The sequence below is a fragment of the Erysipelothrix inopinata genome (assembly GCF_014396165.1).
Lineage (GTDB): Bacteria > Bacillota_I > Bacilli_A > Erysipelotrichales > Erysipelotrichaceae > Erysipelothrix > Erysipelothrix inopinata.
The window spans coordinates 1,728,564-1,742,330 of sequence record NZ_CP060715.1 but is presented as its reverse complement, the minus strand read 5'-3'; the positions used below and the strand labels follow the sequence as shown (position 1 = coordinate 1,742,330).

Genomic DNA, 13,767 nt, shown 5'->3' with positions numbered 1-13,767 from the left:
TATATAATTATAAAAAGGAGAAAATTATGAATCGTATAAATTTGATTTGCTTGGGCGTATCCGATCTCGATGCCTCATTATTATTTTATAAGTCATTAGGATTTGAAACATTGGCGAATGAGGGAAGTGCAATTGTATTTTTAAATAATCAGGGAAGTAAACTTGAATTGTATCCTATTGAAAACCTGGCAGCTGATATTGATTCTAAAAATCCACCACAAAGAGATGTTTCAATGTTTTCAGGTATTACATTAGCGTGTAATGTAAAAGAGAAGTATGAAGTGGATGAAATTATAGAACGTGCTAAATTGAGTGGTGGCGTCATTGTAAAACAGCCGCAAGAAGTTGCATGGGGTGGTTATAGTGGCTATTTCCAAGATTTGGATGGTTATTATTGGGAAGTTGCTTATTCGAAGGATTGGCGTTTTGATGAAAATGACATGTTAGTCATTGATTTTTAACAAAGTGGACATGGACATAAAAAAAGGAGACTTAATTGTCTCCGTAAGGTCCAGTCCATAATTTATTATCGAAGAACCATTTTCTTAAGTCTGTGACTGAGAAAGGTTTCTTCTTGTCATATTCAATCACTGAATCAACGCTAAATGAATTCTTTTCATTATTTGTCGTTACAAGTACAAACGCTGGATATTTTTCAATACCGAGTGTTGATTTTAAACGTGTGACGGATAAATCTTTAGTTTCACTCATGTCGACACTCACAATGTTGGGAGTAGGTCGAACGTCGTGCTCGTGAGCGAGTGGTGATAAGAGATTATCGACAACATAATCAGAATCAGAACTTGAATCTCTAACGAAGAGAACATGGGTTCCGGGATTCGTCTTAAAATAGTTGGACACATCACTGAAAGATTGTGATGTTGCGATAACATTATCGGTTGTAGTCGCTGTACGTGCTAAAGCATTCGTTTTGGGTTTAAATTGATCGTATAAGACAACAAATAGTGAGAGAACTGCTATTGATGTGAATGCAATCAAAACAATTCGTTTTCGCATAGTTTGCAAAAATCCTCCTTATTTACATAGGATAGATTACCACGTTTATGATAGGAATGCAACAACCTAACTCAGAAGGTAAGTTGTCAATGATCATTATACTCAGTCAGGAGTGGATTGTTAGCGCATACAAAATATTTTTGATAAAGCGGTTAATTGAACGAAAATTAGGGTTTTATGCCTCTAAATTAGAAAAAAAGTGAATCTAAAAGTCTGTTTCTCTACTAAAAAGTGTTCAAACAGTGGATAAAGCAAGATTAAAACTTTCAATGTATCAGTAGATAAGATATAATATTAAAGTTAAGAATGGGGGTTATTATGTTCCTCAAGAAAATTGAAATGCAGGGGTTTAAGTCCTTTGCTGATCGTGTTGTCATAAACTTTGAGGATCCCGTCACAGGTATCGTGGGTCCTAATGGTTGTGGTAAGAGTAACATTAGTGATGCTATCCGCTGGGTATTGGGTGAGCAATCCGTCAAATCGATGCGGGGATCCAGTATGACTGATGTTATTTTTAATGGGTCTGAAACGCGTAGAAAAGTGAATTTGGCCGAAGTCACATTAGTTTTTGATAATACCTACAAGGCATTAAACTCTGAATATGAAGAGGTTGAGGTTACACGTCGTCTCTATAGAGACACACGTGAATCAGAATATTTAATTAATAAAGTTCCATGTCGTTTAAGAGATATTCATGATTTAGTTCTGGATACAGGATTGGGTCGTGATTCATTATCGATTATTTCGCAAGGAACGATTAGTTATTTTGCAGAAGCGAAGCCTATTGAGCGTCGCGTAATTTTTGAAGAAGCTGCAGGTGTTTCGAAGTACAAAAAACGTAAAATTGAATCCATCAACAAACTCGAACGAACGAAAGAAAATGTTGATCGTATGCAAGATATTGTTGATGAAATTTCGAGACAGGTTAATTCTTTAAAAAGAGCAGCAAAAAAAGCAGAACTTTATCGTGATAAAAAAGCGATGCTTGAAGCGATTGAGGTTTCTGTATTGTGTCATGATATCAAACTTTGTTCGGATGCTATCGAAGCAACACAATCTGGCTTGTATGATTTAGAGTCGAAGATTGCAGGTCTTGAAACAAATATTGGTGTCTACGACCACGATATAAATGAGAAGCGTTCGGTTATTTTTAAGATTGACCAGGACATCGTGAAGTATCAAGAAAAAATGATGGAAATGGTTCGTGAAATTGGTAATCTTGAAACACGAAAAATTGAGATTGAAGAACGTCGTAAATACACCTTAGAAGTTGGTGACCAACAAGCTAAGGCTATGGAACTTCGGGCACAACTTCAAGAATCAAAAACAGAATATGATGATCGTTTGAAGCGACATCATGAACTGAGTGCTGAAGTGGAACTTCTTGTTCAATCAAATTATGATGCAAACCGTGAGAGTGCTGAGCGCAATCAACGCGTCAACAGTCTACATTCACATATCAATCAAGCACAAAACCGACTTGATTTAGTGAATCATCGTCTTGAAAGACCTTATGAATCACAAGCGGGTGTCCAAGCCGTTATGAATAACAAGAATTCATTGTTTGGTATTCATGATGTGGTTGGAAGTGTCCTCCTTGCGAAGGAAGGGTATGAAGTTGCAATCTCAACTGCGTTATCGGGTTCGTTAATGCATGTTGTTACTGAGAATGATAAAGCGGCAGTTAATGCCATTAACTTCCTCAAGAAAAACTACTCAGGTCGTGCAACTTTTATTCCACTTACTTCATGTCGAAATCGTTTTGTCAGTGATGATGCACAAACGGTTGCGAACCACGTAGACGGTTATTTGGGTATTGCAAGCGACTTTGTTGAAAATGATGAAGCTTATGACATTCTAAATAAAAGTCTATTAGGTAATGTATGTGTGGTTTCTAATATTGAGGCAGCAAATACTTTAGCGAAACGCTTGAATCACCAAGTTAAGATTGTGACACTCGATGGCGATGTGATACATCGTGGTGGTACGATGACTGGTGGTAAAGCAAAAGGCTCAGGTCAATCGATGCTAACCCTCAAGAAAGATAAATCTCAGCTTGAAACAGAAATCACTTTAAAGAAAGATGAATTAATTCTTGCTGAAAATCAACGTAATGAACTCGAAACAAAAATTAAAGATTCTAACGAAGTCTTAATGCAACGTCGGATTGCTTTAGCACAGCTTGAACCACTTCTTGATGTGAAAAAAGCAAAATACGATCGCTTAAAGGCAGATTTAGAAGAACTTAATTTGGACGATCACGAAGACGAGGTTAGTGTTGGTGAGGATGTTGTTTCACAATTAAACCGCATTTATATGGAGCGTGATGAATTGACATCGAATCTCTCATTGATGAGAGAAAAGCGTTTGAATCTTGGTAATGAAGTGCAACGAAAAGAAATGTCGTTACGTCAATATCGATCAGAGTTAAACGAATATACTCAAAAACTTCATCAAGGATCGCTGGAAATTACAAAATCACGTACTAAGATGGAAACAGGATTAGAACGTTTATCATCAGAATATCAAATGACCTTTGATTATGCGATGGAAAATGTCTATGATGAAGATTCCGCATTAAGTCGTGAAGAAGTTATGAAACTTCGTAGTGATATTGGTGCCTTAGGAAATGTTAACTTGGAGGCTCCTGAAGAATATAAGGAAGCATCCGAACGTTATGAGTTCCTATCAAAACAACTTGCAGAACTCGTGGAAGCACGTGATAAGTTGCTTCAAGTTATTGAAGACATGGACCAAATTATGGTTAAACAGTTCAAAGAAATGTTTGATCGGATCAACGAAGAATTGCCGGAAGTATTCGGAGCACTCTTTGGTGGTGGTAAAGCTCGCCTTGTGTTAGAGGATGAGAATGATCTACTCAATACAGGAATTGATATTGATGTTCAACCTCCGGGAAAATCAGTGCAAAACATTCGATTGTTCTCTGGTGGTGAAAAGAGTTTAATTGCAATTTCAGTTCTGTTTGCCATTCTAAAGGCAAGACATGTTCCGCTCTGTATTTTTGATGAGGTTGAGGCTGCTCTGGACCAAGCAAACGTTGAACGTCTTGCAAACTATATTAAGAACTTCAGTGATGACACACAGTTTATTGTCATTACACACCGTCCTGGAACCATGTCACAGTGTGATGTGCTCTACGGTGTTACCATGCCTAATAAAGGTGTTTCATCAATGTTACGCGTTAAATTAGATGAAGCGATTGAATTGAAAGACAAGGAGGAAGCTTAATGGGATTTTTTGATAAATTAAAAAAATCTTTCTCTAACAAGGAAGATCAAGAATTATACACAACGGGTCTCGAACCGACAAAAGCAACCTTTGGAAACAAACTAAAAGAAATGTTTATGGGTAAACCTAAGTTTGATGATGCTTGGTATGACCATCTCTTAGCAGTATTAATCCAATCGGATGTTTCTTTAAAAAGTGCGCAAAAAATTATTAAGGCTTTCCGTAAGAAAGTTAAATCTAATATGACACAAGAGGAATCACTTGAACTGCTCGTTGAAATCATATTAGAACAATACGGTGACGATGTTGCTCCATATGAGGTTGAGCCAGGCCGCTTGAACACAATTCTTGTAGTGGGTGTTAATGGTTCTGGTAAAACTACAACATGCGCTAAACTTGCTGCGCAATACCACCAAGATGGTAAGAAGGTCCTACTAGTTGGTGGCGACACCTTCAGAGCAGCAGGGAGTAGCCAGTTGCAGGTCTGGGCTGATGAAATCGGTGTGGATTTTGTAGGTGGTAAAGAAAATGCCGATCCTGCATCCGTTTATGTTGATGCAGCTCGTTATGCAAAAGAAGGTAACTTTGACGTCATGATTTGTGATAGTGCAGGTCGTCTTCAAAATAAAGTAAACTTGATGAAAGAACTTGAAAAAATGAAACGAGTTCTTGAACGTGAGGCGGGAAGTATTGACCATACATATTTAGTGATTGATGGAAATACTGGTCAAAATGGACTCAGCCAAGCACGTGTCTTCACGGAAGTCACTCCGGTTGATTCATTAATTGTGACAAAATTGGATGGTTCGCCAAAAGGTGGCGTCTTATTAAGCATTAAAGATGAACTTGGTTTAAAAGTGAGTCATATTGGTTTGGGTGAAAAGGTTAATGATTTAAGACCTTTTGATATCCAAGCATATCTGTACCAATTGGTATATAACCATGAGCTTTGAGAAAGCAATATTATTAAATCAACTGTTTGATTATTATGAACCACTTCTAACTCAAAAACAAAAAGAAGTATTTCGTATGTATTATCATGAAGATCTGTCCTACCAAGAAATTGCAGATATTCAGGAAATATCTCGTGCAGCCGTGTATGATAATTTAAATCGTACCAGTAATCTTCTTGAAGATTATGAAAAAAAACTTGGGGTTGCAACGCGATATCAAACATTGTTTAATAAGTTAAGTGAATTAAATGATTCAAGAGTGAATCAAATACTTGATGAATTCATAAAAAAAGGAGAATAGAATAATGGATAAAGTATTGGCAGTTAATGCGGGAAGTAGTTCCCTTAAGTTTCAATTGTTAGAAATGCCTCATGCTGAGGTTTTAGTAAGTGGTATCGTTGAACGTATTGGTTTAAATGATGGTGTTATCACTTTCAAATATGACGGAAAGAAAGATACAGAAATTCTTGATATTCCGAATCATTCTGTCGCAGCCGACTTAGTTCTTAAAGGACTTGTTGAAAAGAATATCGTTGCAAATTTACAAGATATCGTAGCCGCAGGACACCGAGTTGTACATGGTGGAGAATACTTCCAAGGATCTGTAATCTGTGATGAAGATTCAATTTCAAAAGTTGAAGAACTTGCTGACTTAGCACCGCTTCACAACCCAGCAAACCTTATAGGTTACCGTGCATTTAAAGAAGCATTACCAAATGCTACACATACATTCACATTTGATACAGCATTCCATCAAACAATGGCACAAGAAATATACATGTATGCTCTTCCTTACGAATATTATACAGACTTACAAGTTCGTCGTTATGGAGCACATGGTGTTTCACACGAATATGTATCACACCGTGTTGCTGAGTTAATGGGACGCACTAATGAAGGTACAAACGTAATTACACTTCACTTAGGAAACGGTGCATCAATTTCAGCAGTTAAAGATGGTAAATGTGTCAATACTTCAATGGGATTCACACCACTTGCGGGTGTCATGATGGGTACACGTACGGGTGATTTAGATCCAGCAATCGTTACTTACTTAATGCGTAAATTAGATATTACAGCTGAAGAAGTTCTTGATATCTTTAATAAGAAATCAGGAATGGCAGGAATTTCCGGATTATCAAGTGATGCTCGTGATATTGAAGCAGGTATTGAAGCAGGAAATCCTCGTGCAATTTTAACTCGTAAAATGTATGCACAACGCGTTCTTCAATATGTTGGTGCTTACGCATTACAACTTGGTCGTGTAGATGCAATTGTATTTACAGCTGGACTGGGTGAAAATGATAATGGAACACGTGAAGCGATTTTAGAAGTAATCTCAGAAGGAATGGGAATTACATATGATAAAGCTCTTAACGATTCCGTTCATGGCGATGAAGTGAAAATCAGCCTTGATGATTCAAAAGTAGATGTTTGGATTGTTCCTACAAATGAAGAACTTATGATTGCAACCGATTCATACGAAATCCACAATGTATAATACGCAAGAATTCTTAAATCTTGTAGAAGCTTACGACACAATCTATGTGTATCGTCACACCAATCCGGATGGTGATGCACTGGGTTCACAACTTGGGATGACAAAGTGGTTGCGCTATAATTATCCTAATAAGCACGTACATACTTTTGGACAAGATGATCATGGATTTAAAATTTATGACAAAATGGAAAATCCTGAACTAGCAGATGTTTTCCTCGCTATCGTTATTGACACAGCAAACCAAGATCGTATCGATTCAGATACATACTTAAAAGCAGAAAAAATCATTAAGATTGATCATCATCTCGAAGTTGATCAATATGGAGATTTACAAATTGTCGATACAACACGCGGAAGTGCCTGTGAAATCGTTGCAGATATCTTCAAAGCATGTGATTTGAAAATGAATGATGAGATTGCGAATACAACATTATCAGGTATTTTAACAGATACAATTCGATTCTCAATTGAAAATACTTCAGCTCAAACACTAATGTCAGCAGCCTTCTTACTTGAAAATGGTGCGAATATTAGTGAGTTGAATGCGAAAATATTTAACAGATCACTAACATTCTTTGAAGTGCGTCGCACATTACAAAACCTCGTACAATGGAATAATGCTTTTGCTTATGCTATTGTCGATAAAAAAACTCAGGATTCGCTTGGCATCACTGACCGTGGTGCAAAAGATCAAGTTAATATGATGAGTGGCATTGAAGAGTTTGCTATCTGGGCAATCTTTGCTGAGAAGGAAGATGGTCGCTATACAGCATCACTTCGTTCACGATCTGCTACAGTCAGTGATCTAGCTAACGAATATCGCGGTGGAGGACACCGTCTTGCTTGTGGTATCGGTGATATTTCATTTGAAGAAGTTCAAGAAATCATTGCGAAGCTCGCAGAAATCAGTCAAAACTAAAGAGACCATTCAGGTCTCTTTTTTTTACGAATATATCAATTTTTTTAACACTTAACATTAGGAAAACAAGATGGTTCATGCATATGTTATAATGCCGAGGCTAGAAGGAGGGGTAACGGTGAAGAGGGTAAACAATATTATTGGTAAGGTGATATTGATGTTGGGATGTATTATCATTTTTCAAACGGTTCATGCAGCATATTCAAGTAGAGAAACCCTATATGTTCCACCAAAAGGGGGATTTGTTATCTCGAGTGATTACGCAACAAAAGAAACAACGAGTACTTATGGAACTGTTGAAACATGGGATGTGAGTGCCTGGTTAGCGCCAACAGGTCAAATGGTAAGTAGCTCCAACAGGCAGTATTATTCAAAATCATTTAAAATTGGGACAGGATATCGTCACAATCTTGTGACAATGTTTGATTCTGCTAGAGGATCGCAACTGCATCTTAGAGTTAATACAAACGGTTTTGATCCACATGGTCTTACTATTAAAGCTAAGTGGAATGGGGACCATAACTGATGAATAGAATTTCCAAAGGTATTGGTGAGAAAGTAGCACAATACGTGCTATTTTCTCTTGTGATTTTGCTTGTAGTATTAAGTTATCTTTATAATGAGATACCAAAAGTAATATTTGTCGAAGAATATACTTTTTTATCGCTAATGAGTGATTTTCAGTGTGGCAGATGTTTTCCATATATTCTAATTCTACTAATTTCTATGCCGATGCTCCTGAATGGATTTAATATCGAGACTGTAAGTTCGAGAATGGATTATCTAATCATTCAAAGAATATCTATCATAGATTTTTATAAGCGAGAAAAACTAAAATCATTTATGAGAGGATTTGTGTTTGGTGTCGCTATTAATATTGCGGTGATTGTCACAATATGGATTGTGCATCCCAGTAGTGGTGTTAAGCTCGTTTCTTCAGTAACAAATAATACCCTGACACAAGTGAATAATCCAATCATTGAATTTCTATTGAGTGTTTTTCTACAATCAATTGGAATGGGAATCGCTAATGTGTGTTTGTTTATGTTAACCAGGTTGAGACCAAACAAATATTTATATTACCTATCACTATTGTTAGGTACAGTTGCTGTATCTACAGGTATTGTTGTTGTGTTTGCTTTGGTTACAATGATTTTTCCGTTCTTTAACGAAATCGTACCCTTTGTAATACCTCTATTTTCGATAATTAATCCACTAACCTTGCTTTTTCCAAACTATGATTTATTTATGTTGCCATTTTCAAATATGTTTAATTTTCTGGCTTCTTTAATTGTTTATTTGGTGCTGATACGTTGGATTTCTAAGAAACTTATTCAATTAGAAAGAATGGGGCGAATATGATCCGACATTCAAGAAAGGTTTGTTTCAGAAAAATAAGCTTGCGAATGATTGTAGGCATCGCATTTATTTACGTTGTTGTTACTGCAGTTGAGAGGAAATCAATTCTTGGTTCAGTTTATTTAGACGCTGGAAACATAAGTGAGTACTTAAATTTATCCTTCTACGAGGCCAGACTGACCATGGTGTTGTTTCCGATTTTTCTACTATTGTTGATTGAACGTGTTAATTTCTACGACATTGTACATACCAATAGCCAGCTTCGATTGGGTCAATCCTACTTCACCTTACTCAAGAAGTATGAGCTTTTATGGTCTATTCCGTTTGTAATATTAACATCACTTAATCTTTGGATTCATTATCCGTTCAAGCCAAGTTTTGAACTGTGTCTGATTTTAATAATTGAACTGGGAAAATTTATAATTATGCCCTTTATAGTGGTTGATAAAAAAATAAACAAACCCAAAAATGCAATCTATGTTTTTGCTGTTATTTACTACATATATGTTTATATAGCTTTACAGATTATCTAGAAAAGAAAAATATGGACAAGGATTAATTGATGGAGGATAGAAAGATGCTGGAAGTAATTAATGTTTCAAAAAAATTAGGTGGAAAAAGTATAATTTGTGATTTATCGTTGCGTGTTGAAAAAGGTGATATCACTTTAATCAAGGGAAGTAATGGGAGTGGTAAAACAACGATTCTACGGCTTATTGCGGGTTTGTTGGAGCCTGATGATGGATTGATAATTTATGGCGAAGGGACGGAAATAGGGGCCCTTATAGAAAACCCGAGTTTTGTTCCAAACTTTACGGCACGAGAAAATTTAGACTTTCTTTTTAAATTGAAATCAGAATCTTTGTATGATATCGAAAAGTTAGAATCACTATGCAGTTTGTTTTATCTTGACTTCTACGATTCGAGTTTAGTAAAAAAATACTCATTAGGTATGAGACAGAAATTAGGGATCATTCAAGCAATTATGGAAGACCAAAATTTAATTTTACTAGATGAGCCTACTAGGGGCTTGGATGATGTAAGTGTGGATTCTTTTATTAAACTTATTAGTGAATTATCTGTCGAAGGGAAATCAATCATCATTGCATCTCATGATAAAGAAAACATGAGTAAAATAGAATTTGACCATGTTATTGAAATTTAAAATAAGACATATGCTAATTATACAGAGGAGAATGATTTGGATTATCTTCTCTTCTTTAGCTGTTTATTTATCTTTAAATTATTCGCCTCAAGAGTTCTTTTTGATTGAATATGGCTTTATGTATCAAAATATCAGCACGATTTGGATTAGCTTTTTTGATATTTCGACGAAGGCTGTGATTGTACTGTCGTCAATAAACAACTTAAAGCAATTAGAAAATTTGATCCGCATTCGAATTGGCTGTAAAATGAAACTTCTTTACTTTATCAATGTATTTTTTATTCTTGTTCTCACGCTATCTCAATCATTATTTTTAATGATAATAAAGGTTAAATCTATAGATAATATACTCTTGTTTTATGATTTTATAGCGATTTTAGTAATTAGTTTAGTTGCGTCGTTTTTCTATAATATTAAAAATCCGCGATTATCATACTTCCTTTTAGTCTTGCTCTTGATCGTTCAAAGATTAATTTTCACTTTTTACTATGCTTGTTAACCCGAATGCTTCTTATTTAAGGTATAATAGAGAAAGCGGGGTGTGATCATGAGTGTTCATTTAAATGTCAGAAGTTATTATTCACTTCTAAATGGAATGATGAGTTTAAATGAAATATTAGAATCTGCGAAATCGAATCGTATGAAGTCAGTTGCTTTAACTGATTATCATGTTCTATTTGGATCGTTAGATTTTTTTATTCGTGCCCAAACCTTAGGAATCAAACCAATATTTGGTATGGAAATTACGATTGAAGAAAATGAAGAACAATATGATGCACTTGTTCTTGCAAGGAATAATGTCGGGTATCAACGTCTTATGGCGATTTCATTTGAATTATCACAACATCATCGTATTAATCTAGAAGATTTAGCTAAAGACTCGGATAATCTTTATGTCATTATGTTCTCAGAAAACGGATGTTTTGAGGAAGCATTAATTCATGAAGATTACGGATTGATTCAAACTAAAATTACAAAGTATAAATCTCTTTTTAAACATTTAAGAATTGGTATGTCACATCAAGAATCTGCTTTCTTCAAAGAACGAAATCTTAAACTGTATGAAACTGCATTATTAAATGATGTGAAATGTGTCGCTATGACAAAAGTTTTCTATAAACACAAAACAGATGATGAAGCGTTTCGAGCATTACGTGCAATTGAAAAGGGCACTTATATTGGTGATAAAACATTGGTATCAGCACCGAACCGCTACTTCTATTCTGAACAGGAATTGAGAGAACTTTATTCTGAATCACTTTTGAAGGAAACTGAATTGATTGCGAACGACTGTAACGTCGATATTTTAAGTATAAAAACTGAGTTGCCTCGTTTTGAAACGGGACAAAATGTAGAAAATGCTTATTACCTTGAAAAATTGAGTCAATTTGGGCTGCAAAAACGATTGGGTAATAAGCTTAATCAGCAGTACAAAGAACGATTAGCTTATGAACTTTCTGTAATCACGTCCATGTCATTTGAAGATTATTTCTTAATTGTCTACGATATCATTCGTTTTGCAAAACAAGAAGGGATTTATGTTGGTCCGGGTCGTGGGAGTGCTGCGGGATCACTTGTTGCATACTCTTTAGGGATCACTGAAGTTGATCCAATCGAATATAATTTGCTTTTCGAAAGATTTTTAAATCCTAAAAGAATCTCAATGCCGGATATTGATATCGATTTTCCTGATGACCGTCGTCAAGATGTGATTGATTATGTTCGAGAAAAGTATGGGGATAATCATATCGCACACATTGTGACATTTGGTACTTTAAAAGCCCGTCAAGCATTTCGTGATGTTGCACGTGTTCTTCAGGTTCCAATAAGGAAAGTAGACCAAGCGACGAAATTGATGAATCAGGCATCCTTGCGAGATAATTACGAACAGCAAAGCAGACTTAAAACGATGATTGATACGGATCCCTTATTGCAAGATGTGTTTAATCTTGCAGTAAAAGTAGAAGGGTTACCACGTCATACTTCACTTCACGCGGCGGGTATCGTTATGTCAAAGCAACCACTTCTGAGTGTTGTTCCGATGATGCAGATGGACGATACGACTTACTGTATCCAATACGATATGGTTCACATTGAAAAAATTGGACTTATTAAAATAGATTTTCTTGGCTTAAGAAACTTAACAATCATTGATAATATTTCAAGACAAATAAAAACTACTGAAACCTTTGACATTATGACAATACCATTAGATGACAAAAAAACTTATGATTTGATAGGTAGAGGTGAAACGGTAGGGATATTCCAGTTAGAATCAGAGGGTATGAAGAAGTTGTTGATGAAAATGAAGCCATACCAATTTTCTGATATCGTGGATACCATTGCGTTGTATCGCCCAGGTCCTATGGAAAACATCCCACTGTATCTAAGTGCTCGGGAAAACCCGAAGTCGGTTAAGTACTTGCATCCAAAACTCAAGGAAATAACAGAATCGACTTATGGCGTCTTAATTTATCAGGAACAGATCATGCAAGTTGCGCAAATTATGGCGGGATTTGACTTGGGTGAAGCAGATATTTTGAGAAAAGCGATGGGGAAAAAGAATGTTGAAGAGTTGGAATCGGTTCATCAACAATTTGTATCTGGATGTATTAAACAGGGGTACGATAAGAACTTTTCGGAAGAGTTATTTGCACTTGTACTTAAGTTTGCGAATTACGGATTCAATAAATCGCACTCCGTTGCTTATGGTTTGATAGCCTATCAAATGGCTTACCTAAAGGCGAATCATCCATACATGTTCTATACTTACTTACTAAGCAGTGTAATCGGTAGTGATTCAAAAACAAAACAATACATCGATGAATGCCGAAATAGAAATGTACTTCTAATGGGCCCAAATTTAGAAAAAAGTTATGACACTTACAAGCTTGAAGGGCGCAAAATTCGCTTGCCCTTTACTGTTGTTAAGGGAATAAGTTATAATACAAGTAAGGTAATTGAACAAGAACGTAGTTTGAAAGGTTCTTATCAATCATTTTTCGATGCTATTGCGCGTTTGAATTTAGCGGGTATCAAGAAAAATAATTTCGAGAATCTGATAAAAGCTGGGGCTTTTGATTACTTTGGGTATGATCGACTCAATATGCTTGCGACACTTGATGAAGCACTACGATATGCAAACATTGTGAAAGTATCTACCATAGAAGGGGATAAACTGGATTATTCTTTAATTTCGGAGCCGTTGGTTACTGAGGTGAAAGAGAGTCCACGTGAAATTTTAACTCAAGAATCGGATGTGCTGGGTTTCTATTTTTCAGAACATCCAAGTCTTAGTCTTCGTATGAAACATAAGACAACACCGATAATGAGTTTAAGGATTCAAGAAGAAGCTTATCGTTTTATTGGTATGGTTGAGCGTATAAAACAACATCGAACAAAAAAAGGTGAACTTATGGCTTTTGTGAATATCAGCGATGATACAGGAAATGTTGATTGCGTATTATTTCCAAGAGTATATAATAGTATTAAAGAAACCTTAGAGGTTGGGGCGCTAATATTAATCAAAGGAACGATGAAAGAGGAGAAATCAATCATTGTTAATGATATATATCAGTTTGAGAAGAGATAACAAAGGACGGG

Annotated in this window: 12 protein-coding genes; 11 read left to right on the top strand and 1 reads right to left on the bottom strand. The window is 35.8% G+C overall.

Annotated elements, in window-relative coordinates:
• The first annotated feature begins 26 nt into the window (after positions 1 to 26).
• Positions 27 to 461: a VOC family protein gene (locus H9L01_RS08450; protein ID WP_187533522.1), complete on the top strand. Its 435-nt coding sequence runs from the start codon at positions 27 to 29 to the stop codon at positions 459 to 461.
• Positions 462 to 492: 31 nt separating this feature from the next.
• Here H9L01_RS08450 and H9L01_RS08445 read toward each other — a convergent pair whose 3' ends face one another.
• Positions 493 to 1,017: a hypothetical protein gene (locus H9L01_RS08445; protein ID WP_187533521.1), complete on the bottom strand. Its 525-nt coding sequence runs from the start codon at positions 1,015 to 1,017 to the stop codon at positions 493 to 495.
• Between the two features lie 318 nt (positions 1,018 to 1,335).
• Here H9L01_RS08445 and H9L01_RS08440 point away from each other — a divergent pair, with 318 nt between their 5' ends.
• The 10 genes from H9L01_RS08440 to dnaE all read left to right on the top strand — a co-directional run bounded on the left by H9L01_RS08440 (position 1,336) and on the right by dnaE (position 13,756).
• Positions 1,336 to 4,266: a chromosome segregation protein SMC gene (locus H9L01_RS08440; RefSeq protein WP_187533520.1), complete on the top strand. Its 2,931-nt coding sequence runs from the start codon at positions 1,336 to 1,338 to the stop codon at positions 4,264 to 4,266.
• Positions 4,266 to 5,219 carry a signal recognition particle-docking protein FtsY gene (ftsY, locus tag H9L01_RS08435; protein ID WP_187533519.1) on the top strand — a complete coding sequence of 318 codons (954 nt, stop codon included), beginning with the start codon at positions 4,266 to 4,268 and terminating at the stop codon, positions 5,217 to 5,219. The genes H9L01_RS08440 and ftsY overlap by 1 nt, the downstream gene beginning before the upstream one ends.
• On the top strand, positions 5,209 to 5,520 hold the full coding sequence (ylxM, locus tag H9L01_RS08430) for a YlxM family DNA-binding protein (RefSeq protein WP_187533518.1): 312 nt from the start codon (positions 5,209 to 5,211) through the stop codon (positions 5,518 to 5,520). The genes ftsY and ylxM overlap by 11 nt, the downstream gene beginning before the upstream one ends.
• Positions 5,521 to 5,524: 4 nt before the next feature.
• On the top strand, positions 5,525 to 6,721 hold the full coding sequence (locus H9L01_RS08425) for an acetate/propionate family kinase (protein WP_187533517.1): 1,197 nt from the start codon (positions 5,525 to 5,527) through the stop codon (positions 6,719 to 6,721).
• Positions 6,714 to 7,640 carry a DHH family phosphoesterase gene (locus tag H9L01_RS08420; RefSeq protein ID WP_187533516.1) on the top strand — a complete coding sequence of 309 codons (927 nt, stop codon included), beginning with the start codon at positions 6,714 to 6,716 and terminating at the stop codon, positions 7,638 to 7,640. The genes H9L01_RS08425 and H9L01_RS08420 overlap by 8 nt, the downstream gene beginning before the upstream one ends.
• Before the next feature lie 118 nt (positions 7,641 to 7,758).
• Positions 7,759 to 8,166: a hypothetical protein gene (locus H9L01_RS08415; RefSeq protein WP_187533515.1), complete on the top strand. Its 408-nt coding sequence runs from the start codon at positions 7,759 to 7,761 to the stop codon at positions 8,164 to 8,166.
• Complete coding sequence (locus H9L01_RS08410) at positions 8,166 to 9,002, top strand: hypothetical protein (RefSeq protein ID WP_187533514.1); 837 nt, start codon at positions 8,166 to 8,168, stop codon at positions 9,000 to 9,002. The genes H9L01_RS08415 and H9L01_RS08410 overlap by 1 nt, the downstream gene beginning before the upstream one ends.
• 44 nt (positions 9,003 to 9,046) lie before the next feature.
• Positions 9,047 to 9,532 carry a hypothetical protein gene (locus H9L01_RS08405; RefSeq protein WP_187533513.1) on the top strand — a complete coding sequence of 162 codons (486 nt, stop codon included), beginning with the start codon at positions 9,047 to 9,049 and terminating at the stop codon, positions 9,530 to 9,532.
• A 44-nt stretch (positions 9,533 to 9,576) separates the two neighbouring features.
• Positions 9,577 to 10,164, top strand: a complete 588-nt coding sequence (locus H9L01_RS08400; RefSeq protein ID WP_187533512.1) for an ATP-binding cassette domain-containing protein — start codon at positions 9,577 to 9,579, stop codon at positions 10,162 to 10,164.
• A 547-nt stretch (positions 10,165 to 10,711) separates the two neighbouring features.
• Positions 10,712 to 13,756 (top strand): DNA polymerase III subunit alpha, encoded by a 3,045-nt coding sequence (gene dnaE / locus H9L01_RS08395; RefSeq protein WP_187533511.1) that lies wholly within the window; start codon positions 10,712 to 10,714, stop codon positions 13,754 to 13,756.
• Positions 13,757 to 13,767: the final 11 nt, after the last annotated feature.

Coding starts and splice junctions, on each gene's coding strand:
- H9L01_RS08450 (WP_187533522.1), top strand. CDS start 27: ATGAATCGTATAAATTTGATTTGCTTGGGCGTATCCGATCTCGATGCC.
- H9L01_RS08445 (WP_187533521.1), bottom strand. CDS start 1,017: ATGCGAAAACGAATTGTTTTGATTGCATTCACATCAATAGCAGTTCTC.
- H9L01_RS08440 (WP_187533520.1), top strand. CDS start 1,336: ATGTTCCTCAAGAAAATTGAAATGCAGGGGTTTAAGTCCTTTGCTGAT.
- ftsY (WP_187533519.1), top strand. CDS start 4,266: ATGGGATTTTTTGATAAATTAAAAAAATCTTTCTCTAACAAGGAAGAT.
- ylxM (WP_187533518.1), top strand. CDS start 5,209: ATGAGCTTTGAGAAAGCAATATTATTAAATCAACTGTTTGATTATTAT.
- H9L01_RS08425 (WP_187533517.1), top strand. CDS start 5,525: ATGGATAAAGTATTGGCAGTTAATGCGGGAAGTAGTTCCCTTAAGTTT.
- H9L01_RS08420 (WP_187533516.1), top strand. CDS start 6,714: ATGTATAATACGCAAGAATTCTTAAATCTTGTAGAAGCTTACGACACA.
- H9L01_RS08410 (WP_187533514.1), top strand. CDS start 8,166: ATGAATAGAATTTCCAAAGGTATTGGTGAGAAAGTAGCACAATACGTG.
- H9L01_RS08405 (WP_187533513.1), top strand. CDS start 9,047: ATGATTGTAGGCATCGCATTTATTTACGTTGTTGTTACTGCAGTTGAG.
- H9L01_RS08400 (WP_187533512.1), top strand. CDS start 9,577: ATGCTGGAAGTAATTAATGTTTCAAAAAAATTAGGTGGAAAAAGTATA.
- dnaE (WP_187533511.1), top strand. CDS start 10,712: ATGAGTGTTCATTTAAATGTCAGAAGTTATTATTCACTTCTAAATGGA.